This is a genomic window from Streptomyces sannanensis (genome assembly GCF_039536205.1).
Lineage (GTDB): Bacteria > Actinomycetota > Actinomycetes > Streptomycetales > Streptomycetaceae > Streptomyces > Streptomyces sannanensis.
This window is the reverse complement of sequence record NZ_BAAAYL010000001.1, coordinates 3,177,862-3,196,778: the sequence shown is the minus strand read 5'-3', so window position 1 is coordinate 3,196,778 and position 18,917 is coordinate 3,177,862. Positions and strand designations below refer to the sequence as shown.

24 protein-coding genes are annotated in these 18,917 nt (G+C 71.2%); 19 read left to right on the top strand and 5 right to left on the bottom strand.

The genetic code is table 11. From position 1 onward, the window contains the following. Positions 1–101: 101 nt before the first annotated feature. A complete protein-coding gene (locus ABD858_RS15060; protein WP_345037600.1) occupies positions 102–1,124 on the bottom strand; it encodes a LacI family DNA-binding transcriptional regulator in 1,023 nt (340 codons plus the stop codon). A 23-nt stretch (positions 1,125–1,147) separates the two neighbouring features. Further along, positions 1,148–1,930 carry a response regulator transcription factor gene (locus tag ABD858_RS15055; protein WP_345037598.1) on the bottom strand — a complete coding sequence of 261 codons (783 nt, stop codon included), beginning with the start codon at positions 1,928–1,930 and terminating at the stop codon, positions 1,148–1,150. Between the two features lie 260 nt (positions 1,931–2,190). On the opposite strand from ABD858_RS15055, the gene ABD858_RS15050 reads away from it, so the two are divergent. The 8 genes from ABD858_RS15050 to ABD858_RS15020 all read left to right on the top strand — a co-directional run bounded on the left by ABD858_RS15050 (position 2,191) and on the right by ABD858_RS15020 (position 7,536). Continuing rightward, positions 2,191–2,997: an alpha/beta hydrolase gene (locus ABD858_RS15050; protein ID WP_345037596.1), complete on the top strand. Its 807-nt coding sequence runs from the start codon at positions 2,191–2,193 to the stop codon at positions 2,995–2,997. A gap of 32 nt (positions 2,998–3,029) precedes the next feature. Beyond that, the gene (locus ABD858_RS15045; protein ID WP_345037594.1) at positions 3,030–3,284 is read left to right on the top strand and encodes a MoaD/ThiS family protein; all 255 of its coding nucleotides are present in this window, start codon (positions 3,030–3,032) and stop codon (positions 3,282–3,284) included. Between the two features lie 10 nt (positions 3,285–3,294). Next, a complete protein-coding gene (locus tag ABD858_RS15040; protein WP_345037592.1) occupies positions 3,295–4,779 on the top strand; it encodes a hypothetical protein in 1,485 nt (494 codons plus the stop codon). Positions 4,780–4,836: 57 nt separating this feature from the next. Continuing rightward, a complete protein-coding gene (locus ABD858_RS15035) occupies positions 4,837–5,586 on the top strand; it encodes an LmeA family phospholipid-binding protein (RefSeq protein WP_345037590.1) in 750 nt (249 codons plus the stop codon). Positions 5,587–5,758: 172 nt separating this feature from the next. Beyond that, positions 5,759–5,839: a putative leader peptide gene (locus tag ABD858_RS36810; RefSeq protein WP_351257108.1), complete on the top strand. Its 81-nt coding sequence runs from the start codon at positions 5,759–5,761 to the stop codon at positions 5,837–5,839. Positions 5,840–5,991: 152 nt separating this feature from the next. Beyond that, a complete protein-coding gene (locus ABD858_RS15030) occupies positions 5,992–6,834 on the top strand; it encodes a sulfurtransferase (RefSeq protein WP_345037587.1) in 843 nt (280 codons plus the stop codon). Positions 6,835–6,881: 47 nt separating this feature from the next. Continuing rightward, positions 6,882–7,172, top strand: a complete 291-nt coding sequence (locus ABD858_RS15025) for a DUF1416 domain-containing protein (RefSeq protein ID WP_345037585.1) — start codon at positions 6,882–6,884, stop codon at positions 7,170–7,172. Positions 7,173–7,266: 94 nt separating this feature from the next. Beyond that, positions 7,267–7,536 carry a DUF3099 domain-containing protein gene (locus tag ABD858_RS15020; protein ID WP_345037583.1) on the top strand — a complete coding sequence of 90 codons (270 nt, stop codon included), beginning with the start codon at positions 7,267–7,269 and terminating at the stop codon, positions 7,534–7,536. On the opposite strand, the gene ABD858_RS15015 is transcribed toward ABD858_RS15020, so the two are convergent. Beyond that, positions 7,530–7,892: a DsrE family protein gene (locus ABD858_RS15015; RefSeq protein WP_345037581.1), complete on the bottom strand. Its 363-nt coding sequence runs from the start codon at positions 7,890–7,892 to the stop codon at positions 7,530–7,532. The genes ABD858_RS15020 and ABD858_RS15015 overlap by 7 nt on opposite strands. Before the next feature lie 424 nt (positions 7,893–8,316). Between ABD858_RS15015 and ABD858_RS15010 the strand changes: the two genes are divergently transcribed. The 4 genes from ABD858_RS15010 (at position 8,317) to ygfZ (ending at position 10,724) form a co-directional block, all read left to right on the top strand. Further along, positions 8,317–8,496, top strand: coding sequence for a hypothetical protein (locus ABD858_RS15010; RefSeq protein WP_345045103.1), 180 nt, complete (start codon positions 8,317–8,319; stop codon positions 8,494–8,496). A 211-nt stretch (positions 8,497–8,707) separates the two neighbouring features. After that, a complete protein-coding gene (locus ABD858_RS15005; protein ID WP_345037579.1) occupies positions 8,708–9,280 on the top strand; it encodes a heme-binding beta-barrel domain-containing protein in 573 nt (190 codons plus the stop codon). Between the two features lie 30 nt (positions 9,281–9,310). Further along, positions 9,311–9,748: a Fur family transcriptional regulator gene (locus ABD858_RS15000; RefSeq protein ID WP_345037576.1), complete on the top strand. Its 438-nt coding sequence runs from the start codon at positions 9,311–9,313 to the stop codon at positions 9,746–9,748. A gap of 10 nt (positions 9,749–9,758) precedes the next feature. After that, positions 9,759–10,724, top strand: a complete 966-nt coding sequence (gene ygfZ, locus ABD858_RS14995) for a CAF17-like 4Fe-4S cluster assembly/insertion protein YgfZ (protein WP_345037574.1) — start codon at positions 9,759–9,761, stop codon at positions 10,722–10,724. Between the two features lie 6 nt (positions 10,725–10,730). On the opposite strand, the gene dtd is transcribed toward ygfZ, so the two are convergent. After that, the gene (gene dtd / locus ABD858_RS14990) at positions 10,731–11,156 is read right to left on the bottom strand and encodes a D-aminoacyl-tRNA deacylase (RefSeq protein ID WP_345037571.1); all 426 of its coding nucleotides are present in this window, start codon (positions 11,154–11,156) and stop codon (positions 10,731–10,733) included. Positions 11,157–11,276: 120 nt separating this feature from the next. Here dtd and ABD858_RS14985 point away from each other — a divergent pair, with 120 nt between their 5' ends. From ABD858_RS14985 to ABD858_RS14975, 3 genes are all read left to right on the top strand, one after another. After that, a complete protein-coding gene (locus ABD858_RS14985) occupies positions 11,277–11,852 on the top strand; it encodes an RsiG family protein (RefSeq protein ID WP_345037569.1) in 576 nt (191 codons plus the stop codon). 55 nt (positions 11,853–11,907) lie between these two features. Next, positions 11,908–12,882 carry an asparaginase gene (locus ABD858_RS14980; protein ID WP_345037567.1) on the top strand — a complete coding sequence of 325 codons (975 nt, stop codon included), beginning with the start codon at positions 11,908–11,910 and terminating at the stop codon, positions 12,880–12,882. A gap of 500 nt (positions 12,883–13,382) precedes the next feature. Beyond that, complete coding sequence (locus ABD858_RS14975; RefSeq protein ID WP_345037565.1) at positions 13,383–14,630, top strand: GNAT family N-acetyltransferase; 1,248 nt, start codon at positions 13,383–13,385, stop codon at positions 14,628–14,630. A gap of 1 nt (position 14,631) precedes the next feature. On the opposite strand, the gene ABD858_RS14970 is transcribed toward ABD858_RS14975, so the two are convergent. Then, positions 14,632–14,820 carry a hypothetical protein gene (locus ABD858_RS14970; RefSeq protein ID WP_345037562.1) on the bottom strand — a complete coding sequence of 63 codons (189 nt, stop codon included), beginning with the start codon at positions 14,818–14,820 and terminating at the stop codon, positions 14,632–14,634. Positions 14,821–15,055: 235 nt separating this feature from the next. On the opposite strand from ABD858_RS14970, the gene ABD858_RS14965 reads away from it, so the two are divergent. From ABD858_RS14965 to ABD858_RS14950, 4 genes are read left to right on the top strand one after another with little or no spacing between them, the layout of a single operon-like run. After that, positions 15,056–15,916 (top strand): GntR family transcriptional regulator, encoded by an 861-nt coding sequence (locus tag ABD858_RS14965; RefSeq protein ID WP_345037560.1) that lies wholly within the window; start codon positions 15,056–15,058, stop codon positions 15,914–15,916. A 2-nt stretch (positions 15,917–15,918) separates the two neighbouring features. Beyond that, positions 15,919–16,641, top strand: coding sequence for an HAD family hydrolase (locus ABD858_RS14960; RefSeq protein ID WP_345037557.1), 723 nt, complete (start codon positions 15,919–15,921; stop codon positions 16,639–16,641). A 55-nt stretch (positions 16,642–16,696) separates the two neighbouring features. Beyond that, positions 16,697–17,812 (top strand): phosphotransferase, encoded by a 1,116-nt coding sequence (locus ABD858_RS14955; protein WP_345037555.1) that lies wholly within the window; start codon positions 16,697–16,699, stop codon positions 17,810–17,812. A 48-nt stretch (positions 17,813–17,860) separates the two neighbouring features. Further along, the gene (locus ABD858_RS14950) at positions 17,861–18,790 is read left to right on the top strand and encodes an AEC family transporter (RefSeq protein WP_345037552.1); all 930 of its coding nucleotides are present in this window, start codon (positions 17,861–17,863) and stop codon (positions 18,788–18,790) included. Positions 18,791–18,917 lie beyond the last annotated feature (127 nt).

Below are 18,917 nucleotides of genomic sequence, written 5' to 3'. Positions count from 1 at the left end.
GGTGGCCGGTGACAGCAACCCCCGCCAAGCCCGTCCAGCGCTTGAGACGGACACAGACGTCGACTGGACCAGCGCGGCAACCCAGGCCCCGGAAAGCGACCTCAGCCGCAGCCGCAGGAGCGGCGGATCACCAGCCGGGAGGGGAACTGCTTCAGCCGCTCCCGGCGTGAGCCGGGCGTCCGCAGACCGTCGTCCAGCACCAGGTCCACCGCCGCACGGGCCATCGCGGGCCGGTCCGAGGCCACCGTCGTCAGCGGCGGATCGGTCAGCCCGGCTTCCTTGACGTCGTCGAAGCCGGCCACCGCCAGCTCGGTCGGCACGTCGATGCGCAGCTCGCGCGCGGCCCGCAGCACGCCGATCGCCTGGTCGTCCGTCGCGCAGAAGATCGCTGTCGGCCGGTCGGGCCGGTCGAGGATGCCCAGCGCCACCTGGTAGGCGTCGTAACGGTTGAACGGGGCGTGGTAGAGCAGGCCGTCGGTCGGGCGCCCGGATTCCAGCATGGCCCGGCGCCAGCCCTCGACATGGTCGGTGACCGGGTCGCCTATGGTCGGCGTCGACTCGACACCGCCCACACAGGCGACGGACGCGTGACCGTGCTCCAGCAGATGCCGGGTGGCGAGCTGCGCGCCACCGATGTCGTCCGTGACGACGGCCACGTCGTCTATGGCCTCGGGCCGTTCGTGCAGCAGCACCACCCGGGCGTCCCAGGCCTCGATCTCCGCGGCGGCCCGCTCGCTCGGCCCCTGGCTGACCAGGATCAGCCCGGCGACCCGCATGCCGAGGAAGGCCCGCAGATAGTGGACCTCACGCTCGTCGAGGTAGTCGGAGTTGCCGACCAGGACCATCTTTCCGCGCTCGGCCGCGGCCTGCTCGACCGCGTGGGACATCTCCGCGAAGAACGGCTGCCGCGCATCCGGGACGATCATGCCTATGAGGTCCGTGCGCCGCGAGGCCATCGCCTGCGCGACCCGGTCGGGCCGGTAGCCCAGCTCCTTGATCGCGGCGAGTACACGCTCGCGCGTGGCCGGGGCGACCGGCCGGGGTCCGTTGTTGATGACATAGCTGACGACCGCGGTCGACGTCCCCGCCAGTCTTGCCACATCATCACGCGTCACCTTGGCCACGCGCGAAGTCTACGCGGGGTGACCTACCTCTGGGCAGGGCGTACGGCCGCCCGGCCGTCCCCGGCGGAGCCCTCCGCACGCGCGGCGGCCTTCGTGGTGGCCTTCGCCTTGGCCTCCTCGGCCGCGCGTTCGACCTTCTCCGGGGTCACGAAACGGTAGCCGACGTTACGGACCGTGCCGATGAGGGACTCGTGCTCGGGGCCGAGCTTGGCGCGCAGCCGCCGTACGTGGACGTCGACCGTGCGCGTGCCGCCGAAGTAGTCGTAACCCCAGACCTCCTGGAGCAGCTGCGCCCGCGTGAACACCCGGCCCGGGTGCTGCGCGAGGTACTTCAGCAGCTCGAACTCCTTGAACGTGAGGTCCAGGACCCGGCCCTTCAGCTTCGCGCTGTACGTCGCCTCGTCGACGGACAGGTCGCCGCTGCGGATCTCCATAGGCGAGTCGTCCGTGCCGATCTGCTGCCGGCCCAGGGCCAGCCGCAGCCGGGCCTCCACCTCGGCGGGGCCCGCCGTGTCCAGCAGGACGTCGTCGATGCCCCAGTCGGCGGTGACGGCCGCGAGGCCGCCCTCGGTCACGACCAGCAGCAGCGGACAGCCGGGCCCGGTGGAGCGAAGGAGCCGGCAGAGGCTGCGCACCTGCGGCAGATCACGACGGCCGTCCACCAGGATGACGTCGGCACCCGGGGTGTCGACGAGCGCCGGCCCCTCCGCCGGGGCCACCCGGACGCTGTGCAGCAGCAGGCCGAGCGCGGGCAGTACCTCCGTCGACGGCTGGAGGGCATTGGTCAGCAGCAGCAGAGAGCTCATCCCCGACCACCGCCTGCCCGGCGGCTCGTCGGCTCATGCAGGTTTCGCTCGCCCATTACGTCGGTCCCTCCTCGGTCCCCGCGTGGGGCACCTCCCAGCGGTGGCTGGGAGCAGTGGCACTGCTTCGTACACGTACGGCCCCCGCGCGCCCCGGGGTCCGCGATCCCTCGCCTTCATGTGTAACGCCTGTAACGCTCGAAAAGCACAAAAGGACCCGGGGGCGACGTTGCCCGGATCCTCTGCCCAGCAGAATAGCCCACATGAGTTCCGTGTCCGAGGACCGTTTGCCCGCTGTGACTGTTCCCACGATCACCGCGGATGCGCGGCGCACGATGCTCCGCACGGATGACGGAGTACGGATCGAAGCGCTGTACGAGCCGTCCGAGCAGGGCTCCGGCGGCTGCGCGATCGTCGTCGCGCACGGCTTCACCGGTTCGCTCGGCCGGCCCGCGGTGCGCCGGGTGGCCCGGACGTTCGCCCGCCGCGCGGCCGTGGTCACCTTCTCCTTCCGGGGGCACGGCGGGTCCGGCGGCCGGTCGACCGTCGGCGACCGCGAGGTGCTCGACCTGGCGGCCGCCGTGTCCTGGGCACGCTCACTGGGGCACGAGCGGGTCGTGACCGTCGGTTTCTCGATGGGCGGCTCGGTGGTGCTGCGGCACGCTGCGACGCACCGGGGACACACGGAGGCGCGTACCGATGCCGTGGCCGCGGTGAGCGCACCGGCCCGCTGGTACTACCGCGGCACCGCCCCCATGCGGCGTCTGCACTGGCTGGTCACCCGGCCCGCCGGCCGCCTGGTCGGCCGCTACGGCTTCGGCACCCGCATCCACCACCGGGAGTGGGACCCGGTGCCGATGTCCCCCGTCGAGTCCGTCCCGTTCATCGCCCCGACACCGCTGCTGATCGTCCACGGCGACCGCGACCCGTACTTCCCCCTCGACCACCCGCGGATGCTCGCCGCGGCGGGTCCCGCCGACCTCTGGCTGGAGCCGGGCATGGGCCACGCCGAGAACGCCGCCGACGAGGGGCTGCTGAGCCGCCTCGCCGACTGGCTGGTACACACGTAGCCCATCATGGAGCCCGACGAAAGGAGGTCGTCATGGCAGCGGGAACCATCCGCTACTGGGCAGCGGCCAAGTCCGCCGCCGGGACCGCGGATGAGCCGTACTCGGCGGAGACCCTGGCCGAGGCCCTGGACGCGGTGCGCGAGCGGCACCCGGGAGAGCTGACACGCGTCCTGATGCGCTGCTCCTTCCTTGTCGACGGCGACCCCGTCGGGACCCGTGGTCATGAGACGGTACGGCTGGCCGAGGGCGGCACGGTCGAGGTGCTTCCGCCATTCGCAGGAGGGTGACCCCCACGTCATGAGCGACCAGCAGTACCCGTACGACCCGTACGCCACCCAGGCATGGCAGTCGGAGACCTGGGACACCCAGTACCAGCCCCAGGCCCACCCCGGCCACGCCCCCGCGGACGGGACGGCGTACGGCCGGCCCCCGTATGCCGCGATGCCGGAGACGGCGTACCTCCCGCCCGTGCCGGCCGACCCACAGGCCGCGGCGGCCGAGACGGCGTACCTTCCGCCGGTGCCGCAGGCGGCGGACGAGTCCGCCTACTTCCCGCCGGTGCCGCAGGCCGGCGGTGAGTTGTACGCTCCCGGTCCGCACTCGGTTGGCGCCGAGACGGCCTACTTCCCGCCCATACCGCAGGCGGCGGCCGAGACGGCCTACTTCCCGCCCATACCGCAGGCGGCGGCCGAGACGGCTTACTTCCCGCCGGTGCCGCAGGCCGGCGGTGAGTTGTACGCTCCCGGTCCGCACTCGGTTGCCGCCGAGACGGCCTACTTCCCGCCGGTCCCGCAGGTGCGGGCCGAGGCCGCCTATGCGTCCGGCCACGCGGCCGCCGCAGGCGGCACGGCCGGCCCGCAGGGCGTCGCCGAGGCCGACAACACGTCCGGCGACACGTCGGGCGACGCCGCGCAGGCCGTCGCGGCCGCACACGCGGTTCATGAAGGGTTCGCGGGGACGGACGCGCGGACCGCGCCGTTGCCGCCCGAGGCGAAGGTGAACGAGGCCGTGACAGTGGACGCGCCCATGACGTACGCCCAGCGTGCACGCGCCGAGGGGCGGTCGCCGATCATCCCGCCCGGGATGCAGCCCGCCGTGCTCACCGCCGTGCTGGCGGCGTTGCTCGCGGGGACCGCCGCCCTGGGCACGTACGCGCTCGCCGTCCCGCTCGTGCTGCTCCAGGCGGTCACCGCGGCCGGTTGGTTCCGGCTGAACGGCATGTGGCCCGCCCGCCAGGGCATCGCACTGGCCTTCGCCGGCGGCCTCACCGCCGATGTCGCCCTGCTCGCCGCGGGGCGGGAGCACGCGCCCGCCGCGATTCTCGGCACGCTCGGCGTCTGGGTGCTGCTGTCACTCGTACTCCAGCTGCGCAGCCACGCCTCGCCCGACGAGCGGATGTACGGCCTGATGGCCACCGTCGCCTCCGCGGCGCTGGCGGTCGTCGCGGCCGGATACCTCGCCGCCGAGCCGGACGCGGTCACGGTCGGCGCGCTGGCGGTCGGCGTCGCGGCACTGGCCCGTGCGGTGCCACTGCCCGGTGTCGCGTCCGTCGCGGTCGCGCTGCTGGCGGCAGCCGGGGCAGGGGCGGGAGCGGGCGCGCTGAGCGGCATGGGTACGCAGGGCGCGCTGCTGGGCCTCGGGGCGGGGGTGTGCGCGCTGATCGGGCTGCGGGTGGCGAGCTACGACTACCCGTCCCGGTTCGTGCACTTCACGGCCGGTGTCGCGCTGCCGCTCACGGTGGCGGTGCCGGCGGTCTACCTCATCGGCAGGGTGGTTTCGTAACGCTCGCGTTAGGCTCGGAACGGCTTGATCGTTACCGGGTGGGGGGATACGTAAGCAATGCGAGCACTGCGCGCACTACTGATCATCGGGGTGATTCTCGGCGGCCTCTTCGTCGCCGCGGACCGCTTCGCCGTCGGCTACGCGGAGGACAGGGCGGCCGGCAAGATCAAGGCGAGTCAGGGTCTGGTCTCGGAGCCGGACGTCTCCATAAAGGGCTTCCCCTTCCTCACGCAGGCCGCCGCCTTCGAGCTGGACGAGGTCGAGGTGCGCCTCGACGGCGTGAAGGCCAGCGCGGAGGGCCACCAGGTGGACGTCACCGAGGTCGAGGCCGAGCTGCGGGACGTGAAGTTCGACAGCAACTTCTCCTCCGGGACCGCCGCCCGGGCCACCGGCTCGGCGCGTATCTCGTACGAGGCACTGGCGAAGGCGGCGCCCGTGGGCGCGACGGTGGCCTATGCCGGACCGGAGCGGGCGGCCAAGGGCCAGGTCAAGATCAGCGGGTCGGTGGACGATCTGCTCGCGCGTGCGGGGATCGCGGTCCCGGACGCTCTCATGCGGATGGTGAAGGGGGACCGCCCCCTCACCGTCTACAGCACGGTGTCGATCGTCGACGGCAAAACGGTCCGGCTGCAGGCCGAGGACATCCCTGGACTGCCGGGGTCCTTCCAGAAGAAGGTGAGCAAGGCGGTCGACTACGAGCTGAGGATCGACGGCCTGCCCAGGAGCATCACCCTCGACCGGGCCACGGCCACCGAGGAAGGACTGCGCTTCTCGGGCACCGGCACCGGGGTGTCGCTGACCGGATAACCGGATGGTGAGACGGTCGCGTCCGCTGGGCAGAAGGAGTGCGGACGCCGACCGTGACGGGGCCCGGAACGGCGACTTCGGGACGGCCAGGCGTCTCTCCATGCAGACGATCGCGTCTCAAAGTGCGACACGCCGGTGACACGGCTGCCCGTGCGTCCCTACGATCGGACACATGAAGCGACAGGCGGATCTCACGAAGCGGCGGGCAGTCGACCTGTGCCGCGTCGCCGCCATGCTCTGTCGCACCGCCTGAGCGGGACGTCCGAATCCCGTTTTCCCGCAGGCCCTCCCACAGATCGCAAGGGCCTGGCCCCACTGTGTAGAACGCAGCCCCCGTGCATCCGTACCCGCACGCCCGGGGCCGTCCGCACCATCCCGCCGCACACTGCCCCGGAGGAGAGAAGCATGAGCCGTCGCAGCGAAGTACTCGTCGACGCCGACTGGGCCGAGGCCCACATCGACGACCCGAAGGTCGTCATCGTCGAGGTGGACGAGGACACGTCCGCGTACGACGTGAACCACATCCGCAACGCCGTCCGCATCGACTGGAAGAAGGACCTCCAGGACCCGGTGCGCCGCGACTTCGTCGACCAGGAGGGCTTCGAGAAGCTCCTCTCGGCCAAGGGCATCGCCAACGACGACACCGTCATCCTCTACGGCGGCAACAACAACTGGTTCGCGTCCTACGCCTACTGGTACTTCAAGCTCTACGGCCACCGCGACGTGAAGCTCCTCGACGGCGGCCGCAAGAAGTGGGAGCTCGACTCCCGCGACCTGGTCGCCGAGGTTCCGGAGCGCGCGGCCACCCAGTACAAGGCCGAGGCCCAGGACACCTCGATCCGCGCCTTCCGTGACGAGGTGCTCGCCGCCATCGGCAACCAGAACCTGGTCGACGTCCGCTCCCCCGACGAGTTCAGCGGCAAGCTGCTCGCCCCGGCCCACCTGCCGCAGGAGCAGTCGCAGCGCCCCGGCCACGTGCCCACCGCCCGCAACATCCCGTGGTCCAAGAACGCCAACGACGACGGCACCTTCAAGTCGGACGACGAGCTCAAGGCCCTCTACGCCGACGAGCGGGTCGACCTGGCGAAGGACACCATCGCCTACTGCCGCATCGGTGAGCGCTCCGCGCTGACCTGGTTCGTGCTGCACGAGCTGCTCGGCGTCGAGAACGTCAAGAACTACGACGGCTCGTGGACCGAGTACGGCTCCCTCGTCGGCGTGCCGATCGAGCTCGGCGCCGACAAGTAAGCCTCCGGACCATCCCCGGAACCCCCGACCGTAAGGACAGAGAAGACATGTGTGGAGCGCAGGTCGGCGGCCCCGACGCCTCGACGATCAAGCCCGGTGAGACCACGATCCAGGGTCAGGTGACCCGCGACGGCCGGCCCGTCGCCGGTTACGTGCGCCTGCTGGACTCGACCGGCGAGTTCACCGCCGAGGTCCCCACCTCGGCGACCGGACAGTTCCGCTTCTACGCGGCCGAGGGCACCTGGACCGTGCGTGCCCTCGTCCCGGGCGGCGCGACGGCGGACCGTACGGTCGTCGCCCGGACCGGTGGCCTGGCCGAGGTCGTCATCGCCGTCTGACGGCACCCAGTACCGGCCGGAGGGCCGTATCCCCAGGGGGTTGGACGCCTTTCATCAGGGGGTACGGCGCTCCGGTCGTACGTAGAATTGAACCGTGCTCGCCCGACGTCGACGCATCTACTTCTGGATGATGGGCGGATGCCTCGTACTCTTCGTGTCCGCCTGGGGTTTCGTACGCCTCTGGTCGGTCCCGGCCGCCGTCGCGATGTGCTTCGTCGCCATGTTCGTCCCACCGGTCGCGGCGATGATCGCCAACCGGCGCGGCCCCGAGGACCGCTGGTGGGACGACCCCTCCGGCGATCCCCAGTCGGACGAGTGGTGGGACGAACTCGACGGCAAGAAGCGCCGTGACGAGACTCAGTAGACGAGTGCCTGTACGCCGTCGGCCATGACCTCGCTGACGAAGACCTGCGCGCCGGCGATCCGCACGCCCTCGATGACGTCCTTCTCGGTGATGTCCCGACGGACCGCGCACTGCGTGCACAGCGTGATCCGACCCGCGGCCTGGATCGACTCGATCAGATCCGGCAGCGGCGCGGCGTGCGGCAGCTCGAACTCCGCGGCCCGCCCCGGCAGCGCGAACCACGACGACTCCCCGGTCAGCCACAAGGAGACCTCCACGCCACTGGCCACCGCGACGGCCGCCACGGTGAAGGCCTGCGAGCACCGCTCGGGGGCATCGGCCCCGGCGGTCACCTTGATCACGAGCTTCTTCGCCATGGTCGGAATCGTAATGCGGAGCCGTACAACCCTGTCTCACCCCCATGGGTCTGTGGTGCGTACAGACAACGGAATGCGCACATCCAGGTCCTGAGGGGGGATCTCTTGGAGTTGCACAGAACGGCACCGCCCGAGCCGGAACAGGCGGCCGCGGAGCCGACGTCGGAGGCCGTCGCCGCGCCGGCCTCCGACGTCAGTCCGCGATCGCGACCGCGGGGACGTACCACCGTGATCATCGCCGTCGCAGCGCTGCTCGGTGTCGTCGGCGGAACGGCCGTCGGCTACCGCATTCAGGCCGATCGCCCGCCGACGTCGCTGCCCCCGCTCAACCAGCCCGGACTCGCCTATCCGGCGAAGCCGCTCCCCAAGGACAAGCTCCCGGAGCCGCTCAGCGCCGCCGAGGACATGGAAGGACGAGTACGCGGTGCCCTTCACCATCGCCAATGTCTACGTGGAGCCGAAGCCGTACGGGGCCGAGCAGACCCGGCTGGCCTACCTCCGGGCCGGTGACACGGTCGCCCTGATCGCGCAGACACGCAAGGGCGGCGCGGCGCTGGTCCCGTTCCAGCAGACCGTCGTCCTCCAGAACCAGCTCCTCGGCTGACCTCGCAGCGAGCCCCGGGCCCCAGCCCACTAAGCTGGGGCCCGGACCCTTTCCGACCGCACGCTCACCGAGGAGCACCCCGTGCTTGAGGCTTTCTTCTCTTCCCTGCTGGTCCTGGTCTGCGTCGGCGTGCTCGCCTTCGCCGGTCTGACCGTGAAGAAGCTGTACCAGGGTCAGCGCTGACCACCACTACGGAACGCCAGAGCAGCTCATGATCGAGATCCCGTCCGACCTCAACCCGGCCCTCGTCCCGCTGGCCTTCCTTCTCGGCCGCTGGGAGGGTGCGGGCGTCTCCGACTTCCCCGGTGCCGAGAAGTGCAACTTCGGCCAGGCGGTCACCTTCACCCACGACGGCCGGGACTTCCTCGAGTACGTCTCGCACTCCTGGGTCCTCGACAAGGACGGCAACAAGGTCCGTCCGCTGGAGACCGAGAGCGGCTACTGGCGCGTCGACAAGGACCGCAAGGTCGAGGTCGTCATGGTCCGTGACCAGGGCATCGTCGAGGTCTGGTACGGCGAGCTGGCCGACCAGAAGCCCCAGATCGACCTGGCCACCGACGCCGTGGCCCGTACCGCCGCCTCCGGCCCGTACAGCGGTGGCAAGCGGCTCTACGGCTACGTCAAGGGCGACCTGATGTGGGTCGGCGAGAAGGCCACCCCCGAGGTGGAGCTCCGCCCGTACATGTCGGCGCACCTGAAGAAGGTCGTCACCCCGGAGGACGTCGCCAATATGGCGCGCAACCTCCCGGAGCTCCCGGACGACGGGATCGCCTTCTTCCGGTAGGCCGCACCGGAGCGCTTCTACACTGGACGCGTGGTGACCACCGACTGGCAGAGCGATCTCCGCAAGCGCGGCTACCGGCTGACGCCGCAGCGTCAGCTGGTGCTGGAGGCCGTGGACACGCTGGAGCACGCCACGCCCGACGACATCCTCACCGAGGTGCGGAAGACGGCGGGCGGCGTGAACATCTCCACGGTCTACCGCACCCTGGAGCTGCTGGAGGAGCTGGGCCTCGTCTCCCACGCCCACCTCGGGCACGGCGCTCCCACCTACCATCTGGCCGACCGGCACCACCATCTCCACCTGGTGTGCCGGGACTGCGGTGATGTGATCGAGGCCGATGTGGACGTCGCCGCCGAGTTCACCGCGTCGCTGCGCGAATCCTTCGGTTTCGAGACGGACATGAAGCACTTCGCGATCTTCGGCCGTTGCGGGAAGTGCACCGCCGACGCCGCAAAGGCCGAGTCGTAGGCTTCTTTTCATGAGAAGCCCCCTGCTGTCCCTGCCCGGCGCTGTCCCCGCCGAAGGACGCGACGAAGGTGTCGCCGCCCACTACGGCGACCTGTTCCGCGAGCAGCGTGCGCTCGCGGACGGCGCCGGCCTCGTGGATCTCTCGCACCGCGGCGTCATCGCCGTCACCGGCGAGGACCGGCTGAGCTGGCTGCACCTTCTGCTCACCCAGCACGTCAGCGACCTGCCGCCGGGGCAGGCCACCGAGGCGCTGATCCTCTCCGCGCACGGGCACATCGAGCACGCCCTCTACCTCGTCGACGACGGCGAGACGGTCTGGGCGCATGTCGAACCCGGCACCCAGGACGCGCTGATCGCGTACCTGGAGTCGATGAAGTTCTTCTACAAGGTCGAGGTCGCGGACCGTACGGCCGACTTCGCGGTGGTGCACCTGCCGGCCGGTTCGATCGCCGTGGCCCCGGAAGGCGTCGTCGTGCGGGAGACCGCGTACGGCCGGGACCTGTTCCTGCCGCGCGAGGGGCTGGAGGCGTACGCGGCCGCCCACGGCCCGACGGCCGGCATCCTCGCGTACGAGGCGCTGCGCGTCGAGCAGCACCGGCCCCGACTCGGCTTCGAGACCGACCACCGGACCATCCCGCACGAGATCGGGTTGATCGGCACCGCCGTCCACCTCCAGAAGGGCTGCTACCGCGGCCAGGAGACGGTCGCCCGGGTCCAGAACCTGGGCAAGCCGCCGCGCCGGCTGGTCTTCCTGCACCTGGACGGCAGCGAGGTACATCTGCCGGGACACGGCGACCCGGTGCGGCTCGCCGAGGAAGGCCCGGAGGGGCGCCAGCTGGGCTTCGTGACCACCTCGGCCCGACACTACGAGCTGGGCCCGATCGCGCTGGCGCTGGTCAAGCGGAACGTCCCGGTGGATGCCCCGCTGCTGGCGGGTACGACCGCCGCGGCCCAGGAAGTCGTTGTCGAGCCGTAGGGCCTGTCAGACCTCGAGCAGCACCGTGAACGGGCCGTGATTCGTGAGCGAGACGCGCATGTCCGCCCCGAACCGGCCCGTCGCCACCTGCGCGCCCAGCGCCCGCAGCTGCGCCACCACCTCGTCGACCAGCGGCTCGGCGACCTCGCCGGGCGCCGCCGCGTTCCAGGTGGGGCGTCGGCCCTTGCGGGCGTCTCCGTAGAGGGTGAACTGGGAGATCACCAGGAGCGGGGCGTTCACGTCGGAGCAGGACTTCTCGCCCTCCAGGATCCGTACGGACCACAGCTTCCGGGCCAGCTGGGCCGCCTTCTCCGGGGTGTCCCCGTGGGTGACCCCCACCAGGACGCACAGCCCCTCACCGATGATCTCGCCGACCGTCTCGCCCGCGACGGTCACGCTCGCGCCGTCGACCCTCTGCACCACTGCACGCATATGCACCATGATGCCTGCGGCCGAACGGGTGCTGTGCGCCTGCGTTCGCGCGACCCGGAGTGGCACGATGCTCACAGGCGGTGCACAGCCCGACGCACCGGTCGAGGGGACGGTTCACGCATGAGCACATCTGGTGCCGGGCAGTCGCCCGGTCCCGTACCGGCACCTACGCATACAGTCCATGCGGCCGCGTGTCCGCCCGCACCACCTGCCCCGCGCCAACCCGGGCTGAGCGGGCTCCAGTTGGTCGAGCTGCGTGCTCTGCGCCGCGACTCGCGGCGCGACGAGGCGGATCTCAGCTATGTGCGGCGGCTGCTGCACGGCCGGATCGACATCCTGCGGGCCGAGCTCGCCCGGCGCACCGGACGGCAGGCACCCGTCGTGGACCGGCTCTCCGAGATCCTCGCCGACACGCCGTCGGGGCGCGGCAGTTCCGCCCGCCATGTGACGCTCTGCACTCCGCGCGGCGAGGAGTACCGCACGCTTGCCGCCGAGATGCTCGACGAGGTCGCGCTCTCGGACCTCTCCGCCCGTACGGACGAGGAGCTGGACGCGGCGATGGGCCGTCTGGTCGGTTACGAGCAGCAGGTGTCGCGGCGCCGCCAGCAGCTCCAGCGGACCGCCGACGACTGCGGCGCCGAGATCGCCCGCAGGTACCGTGAAGGGGAAGCACAAGTAGACGACCTGCTCACCTGAGACGAGGGAAACCCCCTTCGGCGGGCGCGGGTCTCGCGCCCCCGGAAGGCCCCCCATGTCCTCCATCACGTCCGGCACCGCCCCCGCCCCGATATCCCCCGTCCTCGCCGACGTCGTACGGTCCGGTTTCGTCGAGGGGCATCACCGGGGCTCCCTGGTCCTCCTTGCGGCCGACGGCAGCGTGGAACTGGCCCTCGGGGACGTCTCCCGCCCGGTCTTCCCGCGGTCCTCCAACAAGCCCATGCAGGCCGCCGCCGTGCTGCGGGCCGGCCTCGACCTGTCCGGGGAACGGCTGGCGCTGGCCGCCGCGAGCCACTCCGGCGAGGGCTTCCACCTCGACCTCGTGCGCAAGATGCTCGCCGACCACGGACTGTCCGAGGCCGATCTGCAGACCCCGCCGGACCTGCCGCTCGACCCGGCCGAGGCGGAGACCTACCTGGCGGGCGGGGGTGTCCGCGACCGGGTCACCATGAACTGCTCCGGCAAGCACACCGCGATGCTCGCCGCGTGCGCGCTGAACGGCTGGCCGCTGGACTCCTACCTCGCGCCGGAGCACCCGCTCCAGCAGCTCGTCCACACGGTCGTCGAGGAGGCCGCGGGCGAGCCGGTCGCCGCGGTCGGCACCGACGGCTGCGGCGCCCCGCTGATGGCCGTCAGCGTCGTCGGCCTGGCGCGGGCGTTCCGCCACTTCGTGCTGGCGGAGGAGGGGACGGCCGAGCGCCGGGTCGCCGACGCGATGCGGGCCCACCCCGAGTACGTCGCCGGCACCCGCCGTCCGGACACCTGGCTGATGCGCGAGGTGCCGGGCACGCTGTCGAAGATGGGCGCCGAGGCCGTCCAGGCGGTGGCCCTGGCCGACGGCCGCGCCCTCGCCTTCAAGATCGACGACGGCGCGAGCCGCGCGCTGGGCCCGGTGCTGGCCCGGGCGTTGCAGATGCTGGGCGTGGACGCGCCGGTGGTCTCCCGCATCGGCACCGCACCCCTCCTGGGCGGCGGCCGGGAAGTGGGCGCGATCCGCGCGACGTTCTGAGCGCGTCGACGCGGCCGGGCCGTCGCCCACCGGCCGACGGCCGGAACCCCAGCCCGTCCGGCGTTCGGGGACGGACACACACCGGCCAACCCGGACGGAGACCGTCACTTCCCACAACCGAACCGGTGGCGTGTGAAGGGGGCCGTGCAGGGGGTGCCGTCCGGGCCGTAAAACGTGATGTGTGACGCGCGAACCTGCCGGTCGACCCCACGCACCACGAGACCGCGCGGCGTACGGGGGTCCGGGGACCGCGGCGCAGCCGCTGATGTCACGCCCTGGAAAACACAGCATGCCCGGCCCGGGCGGTATCCCCGGAGCGGCCACCGGCGACCGGCAGCAACCCCCAGCCCGTCCGGCGCCTGAGGACGGACACACCGGTTCACCTGACGGAGAGCGCTGACCGGGCCGCCCTGCGGAGCTGGCTCGCCCCGCGGAGGTCGCGGAGAACGCCCGCACAAAACTCGTGGCCAGAATCCGCGTTGGCCGCCTAACGTGGCCGCATGAGCCTCGAAGTCCGTACGATCACCGAATCCGAGTTCCCGGAGTGGCTGCGCGCGGTGGCCACCGGGTTTCTGTACGCGCCGGTGGTCTCGGACGAGGAGGTCGCCGACCGCGGGCCGTACACGGACTTCTCCCGCACCCGGGGCGCCTTCGACGGCGGCCGGTGCGTCGCCACGTTCCGTTCCTTTGCGCAGGAACTCACCGCCGTCGGCGGCGCCGCGCTTCCGGCGGCCGCGGTCACCAATGTGACCGTCTCGCCGACGCACCGCCGCCGCGGGCTGCTCAGCCGCATGATGGCCGAGGACCTCGCCGCCTCCAAGGAACGCGGCGACGTGGTGTCCACGCTGAACGCCGCCGAGTACCCGATCTACGGACGCTACGGCTTCGGCCCCGCCGCCTGGATCACGGACTGGGAGATCGACGTCCTGCGCACCGGGCTCGACCCGCACCGGCCGCTGCCGGGCGACGGCGGGCGCATCGACCTGGTGGACGCGGACGAGGTCCGCAAGGCCGGCCCCGAGTTGTACGAGCGCTTCCGCCGTCGGCAGCCCGGAGCGGTCAGCCGCAACGAGCGCTGGTGGCAGGTGTTCACCGGCCAGTCGCACCTGATGGGCTCCGGCGCCTGGACGGAGCCCTTCTACGCGGTGTACCGCTCCGCCTCCGGCGAGATGGAGGGCCTGGTCTCCTACAAGGTCGACGATCACTGGGGCGATGCCAAGCAGCCGCTCAACACCGCGACCGTCCAAGGCCTGATCGCCGTCTCCCCGGCGGCCGAGCGCGCCCTGTGGCAGTACCTCTGCTCGATCGACTGGATCGTCAAGGTCCGCACGGGCCACCGCGCTCCCGACGACCTGCTTCCGCTGCTGCTGCCCGACCCGCGGGCGGCCCGCGTCGTCACGCACGCGGACACGCTGTGGGTGCGGATCCTGGATGTCCTACGCGCGCTGGAGGCCCGTACGTACCCGACGTCCGCGACGCTCGTCCTGGACGTCCGTGACGCGTCGGGCCTGTCCGGCGGCCGTTTCCGCCTGGATGCCACGCCGGACGGCGCGAGCTGCGCCCCGACCACCCGGACCGCCGACCTCACCCTGGAGCTCGGCGAGCTGAGCACGCTCTACCTGGGCGACGAGTCGGCGACGCGCCTCGCGGCCCTGGGCCGCGTGACGGAGGAGACCCCGGGTGCCGCCGCGGTGGCCGACACGCTGTTCCGCACGGCGCGCCGGCCCTGGTGCCCCGACGTCTTCTGAGTCAGGTGGTGGGCTGGGAGAAGAGCAGGACCAGCACCACCGCGCCGATGCCGATGCAGGTGCTGTTCCTGGCCTTGAAGCCGATGGTGAGCAGCACCAGGCCGATCACGCCCATGGCGCCGTACCTCCACTGGACGAGCTGCTCGAAGCCGAGGGAGAAGACGGAGAGGACGAGGGCGAGCAGAGGCATGGCGGTCAACTCCTTCAAGGTGTGAGGGGCGTCGGCGCCCGCACGCCGTTGTGCCGCTTGGACGGCCCCGCTGTGGGTCCGGTCAACCTCGCAACTCCCGTACAAATTGGTGGGGTTGCCGTGTCGAAGAGATGCCCGCTGGTTGGTAACCCTCAAACTTGTCTGGTTGTTCGGATTAGTTGTCGCTCAAGCAGGGTGCTCGCCCTGCAACCAGCGCTGGTTGTACGGTTGGTGGATGGCCAGTGGCAGCAAGCACGACTACGAGCTGATCGCCGACAAGCTGCGCTCCCAGATCGCGGCCGGTGCGTACGGCCCGCGGAAGCGCCTCCCCACCCAGCGTGAGCTGGCGCAGGAGCACGGCGTGTCCCGCGACACGGTGATCAGGGCGCTGTCCGTGCTGCGCGCCGAAGGGCTGATCGAGACGCACCAGGGCAGCGGCGCGCTCGTCAAGGAGGGCCTGGACCTGGTCTCCGAGAAGGCTCCCATGGTGCTGCTCAAGCCGTATGTGGCCGAGGCGTTCGAGGCCACCGAGGTCACCCTCGACGTCTTCTCGATGACGACCGAGTCGTTGGTGAGGACGGTGGCCGAGCAGAAGGACCGCATCGTGGCCAAGGAGATCCGGCCGCCGAGGTCCATCACGGCCCGCCTCCTGCTGCCCGACACCCGCGCCAATCTCGCCATTCCGGTCTCCGTGGAGGACCCGTCCGACCCCCGCCCGCGCGCCCGGCTGCGGCGCATCCTGGTGGGCCACGCGACAACACTGCGGGACACGCTCCATCTGCTGCGCGACCTGGACCTGGTGCCCGAGGTGTCGGTCCAGGTCAGGACCGTGTCCCAGTCGCCCCAGATGAAGTTGTACGTCCTGAATCGCCGTCTGGCGCTGCACGGCCTCTACACACCCGAGAAGCGGCCGGTCACCCTCGACGACGGGGAGGTCATCGAGATCATCGACTCCCTGGGGCTCGGAGCGACGATGTACCCCTATCGCGCCTCCGCCGGGTCCCCGCCCGACCAGGTGGGCTTCGTGGGGATGGTCCAGAAGTGGTTCGAGAACACCTGGAACACCCCCACCCTGTCCAAAGAGGCGGATTTCTGACCGTGCGGCCCTCCACCGACTCCCTCCCCCTGACGCTTCGGCATGCGCTGGCGCGTGCCGAGTGCGTGATCCTCGACTTCGACGGCCCCATCTGCCGGCTCTTCGCCGGCCTCGCCGCCCCCGGTATCGCCGCCGAGCTGCAGCTGCTCGCCGAGAAACACGGGCAGGCCCTCCCGGAGCTCGAGGGGAACCCGGACCCGCTCGCCGTGCTCCGCGGCTACGCCTGGGCCCTCGGGCCGTGCGCTCTCGTCGACGAGCAGCGCGAACTGCTCGACACGCGCGAGGTGGAGGCCGCCCAAGGTGCCGAACCGACTCCCGGTGCGGCCGAGTTCATGAAGCTCTGGCACGAGACGGGTCGGCCACTCGCGATCGCCTCCAACAACTGCGCACCTGCGATCAGGAGTTATCTGCTGCGCGAATCGCTCTCCGGCCTCGTCGAGGAACCGCTGATCGTGGGCCGGTATCAGGACGTGGCCCGTATGAAGCCCGACCCGGCCTCCCTCCTGCAGGTCCTCGACACCGCCGGAGTGGCACCCGAACACGGCCTGATGATCGGTGACGCCCTCACCGACCTCCAGGCCGCCCGCGCCGTCGGGGCCACGTTCGTCGGCTACCACCGGAAGCCGTCCAAGCGGGGGCTCCTCGCCGAGGCCGGGGCGGACTTCGTCGTCGACGGCGTCGAGGAGCTGGCCGCCGCGGTGAGCGAGAACGGGCCACTCCCGTAGCACCGAGGCCGGAGGCCCTCTGGGAAACCGCCGCTTCAGACGTGACACTCACTGAATGAGGCGCAACACACCACTGACGGCGGTCCCGGGTGCGTCGCCGGTGCGGCAGCGAGCCATGGCCCTGAGCCGTGCGGGCGGCGAAGTGGTCGGCCCGCTGAAGGGCTACCACCACGAGGCGTACGTCTTCGCGCCCGCCGCCGTCCCCACCTTCGACGCATCGTTGCTCCGCCGCATCGAGCGGGTGAAGCTGCGCGAACGCCGACCGGGCGTGGAGTCGTTCGACCGGCGCTGTTTCACCTCGGAGGACGAGCTGCTCGCCGCCCTGCAGGGCCGCGTCCGGCGGATACCCGAGGTCGTCGAGGTCGACGGTGTCCCGTTGCACGGATTCGTCGAGGGCCGGACCCTCGCCGACCGCTGCCCTCCCGGCACACCGCTCGCCGCCCGCCACCTCGGCCAGCTCATGACGCTGTTCCGGGAGCTGGCGGTGATCAGCCCGGACGAGCTGCCCGCGGACCGGATCCGCACGGCCGGGGACGGGGCGGACGACCACGACACCACGGCCTTTCTGCGCTGCCTGGTGCGGTTCACCGAGGAACACGTCCGCCGCAGGAACACCGCTCGGTTCGGCACCCTCTTCGACGCCCTGGGCATACGGCCCGACGCGCTGCCCCGGTTCGCCGCCGGACTACCCGCCTTCACACGACGTCCGTTCAGCCTGCTCCACGGCGATCTGCACCGCGAGAACTTCGTCGTCGACGCGCGGGGCGACCTGTGGACCATCGACTGGGAACTTGCCATGGTCGGTGATCCGCTCTACGACCTGGCCACGCATCTCTACCTGATGCGTTATCCGCGCGGCCAGGCGTCGAGGGTGGCCACCCGCTGGCGGGACGCGATGGAGAGCGTACGTCCCGGAAGCGCGGCCGGCTGGGCGCACGACCTGCCGCACATCCTGGCGTACAAGCGGGCGCAGTCCGTCTACACCGATGTGATCCGGGCCGGCCTGGTCCTCAGGGAGGGCGGCGTGACGCAGTGGCAGCTGCTGCCCCGGGTGGCCCGCCGCATCCACGGCGTCCTGGAGTCGGCCGCGGGACCGCTGGGTCTGGCGGAGGTCCCGGGACAGTGGCAGATCGTCTCCGCGTACGCGGTGTGGCTGCGTACGGAGCTGTGAACGTCACACCTCCGGCGGCCGGGCGGGTGCCGTGTAGGGTGGCGTCACGTGCATGCGGTCCTCTCCGGTTTCCTGCCCATCTGGGCGATAACCGCGGCCGGTTGGGCCGCCGGCCGCTTCGACGTACTCGGCGGGCAGGCGCAGCACGTCCTCGGGCGTTTCGCGTTCACCTTCGCCATGCCCGCGCTGCTGTTCCTCACGATGTCCCGGTCACGGGTGGCCGATCTGGCCGAGCCGGGAGTGCTGGTCTTCGCGGCGAGCCTGCTCGCGGTGTTCGCGGTGGGTCTGCTGCTGTGCCGCCGGGTGTTCCGGCACCGCCAGGCCGACCAGGCCATCGGTGCGATGGCGGCGGCGTACGTCAATTCCGCGAACCTGGGCATCCCGGTGGCGGTGCACGTCCTGAAGGACACGTCGTTCGTGATCGCCGCGGCGCTGTTCCAGACGCTGTTCATCACGCCCCTGATCCTGGTGCTCATCGATTTCGACGTACGGCGCGGAGCAGGCGGCCGATGGGTGCGGATGCTGCAACTGCCCTTCCGCAACCCGGTCATAGCGGCGTCCGCGGCCGGACTGGCGGTGGCCACCCTGGGCTGGCGGCTCCCGGACGAAGTGACCGCCCCGGTCCGGATGCTCGGCGGAGCGGGCGTACCCGCGGCGCTGTTCGCACTGGGCATGTCCCTGAACGTCCGCACCCGCCCCGACCCCCGCGGCCGCACCGAGCGCCGCGTCCTGGTCTCCCTCAAGATCGTGGTCCAGCCGCTCCTCGCCTATCTGCTCGGCCGCTGGCTGTTCGGCCTGAGCGGGCACGCGCTGTTCACGGTGGTGCTGTGCGCGGGCCTGCCGACGGCCCAGAACGCGTTTGTCTTCGCGGCCGAGTACGGTCTCGACACCGACCTGGCCAGGGACGCGGTGCTGCTGTCCACCCTGCTGTCGATGGGCTCGCTGTCCCTGATCACCTGGCTGCTCGCGGTCCCGTGAAACGCACCGTCAGGCGAGCGCCGGGGCGCCGACCACCGGCGCCCCGTACAGCGGGGGAGAGGAAGCCGGCAGGGGAGAGGAAGCGGCGACCTTGAGGCCGAATCCGATCAGCACGACTCCCGTGACG

Coding starts and splice junctions, on each gene's coding strand:
- ABD858_RS14975 (WP_345037565.1), top strand. CDS start 13,383: ATGAGCCTCGAAGTCCGTACGATCACCGAATCCGAGTTCCCGGAGTGG.
- ygfZ (WP_345037574.1), top strand. CDS start 9,759: ATGAGAAGCCCCCTGCTGTCCCTGCCCGGCGCTGTCCCCGCCGAAGGA.
- ABD858_RS36810 (WP_351257108.1), top strand. CDS start 5,759: ATGAAGCGACAGGCGGATCTCACGAAGCGGCGGGCAGTCGACCTGTGC.
- ABD858_RS14970 (WP_345037562.1), bottom strand. CDS start 14,820: ATGCCTCTGCTCGCCCTCGTCCTCTCCGTCTTCTCCCTCGGCTTCGAG.
- dtd (WP_345037571.1), bottom strand. CDS start 11,156: ATGCGTGCAGTGGTGCAGAGGGTCGACGGCGCGAGCGTGACCGTCGCG.
- ABD858_RS15015 (WP_345037581.1), bottom strand. CDS start 7,892: ATGGCGAAGAAGCTCGTGATCAAGGTGACCGCCGGGGCCGATGCCCCC.
- ABD858_RS15005 (WP_345037579.1), top strand. CDS start 8,708: ATGATCGAGATCCCGTCCGACCTCAACCCGGCCCTCGTCCCGCTGGCC.
- ABD858_RS15040 (WP_345037592.1), top strand. CDS start 3,295: ATGAGCGACCAGCAGTACCCGTACGACCCGTACGCCACCCAGGCATGG.
- ABD858_RS14965 (WP_345037560.1), top strand. CDS start 15,056: ATGGCCAGTGGCAGCAAGCACGACTACGAGCTGATCGCCGACAAGCTG.
- ABD858_RS15035 (WP_345037590.1), top strand. CDS start 4,837: ATGCGAGCACTGCGCGCACTACTGATCATCGGGGTGATTCTCGGCGGC.
- ABD858_RS15025 (WP_345037585.1), top strand. CDS start 6,882: ATGTGTGGAGCGCAGGTCGGCGGCCCCGACGCCTCGACGATCAAGCCC.
- ABD858_RS14985 (WP_345037569.1), top strand. CDS start 11,277: ATGAGCACATCTGGTGCCGGGCAGTCGCCCGGTCCCGTACCGGCACCT.
- ABD858_RS15045 (WP_345037594.1), top strand. CDS start 3,030: ATGGCAGCGGGAACCATCCGCTACTGGGCAGCGGCCAAGTCCGCCGCC.
- ABD858_RS15050 (WP_345037596.1), top strand. CDS start 2,191: ATGAGTTCCGTGTCCGAGGACCGTTTGCCCGCTGTGACTGTTCCCACG.
- ABD858_RS14980 (WP_345037567.1), top strand. CDS start 11,908: ATGTCCTCCATCACGTCCGGCACCGCCCCCGCCCCGATATCCCCCGTC.
- ABD858_RS15030 (WP_345037587.1), top strand. CDS start 5,992: ATGAGCCGTCGCAGCGAAGTACTCGTCGACGCCGACTGGGCCGAGGCC.
- ABD858_RS15055 (WP_345037598.1), bottom strand. CDS start 1,930: ATGAGCTCTCTGCTGCTGCTGACCAATGCCCTCCAGCCGTCGACGGAG.
- ABD858_RS14955 (WP_345037555.1), top strand. CDS start 16,697: ATGAGGCGCAACACACCACTGACGGCGGTCCCGGGTGCGTCGCCGGTG.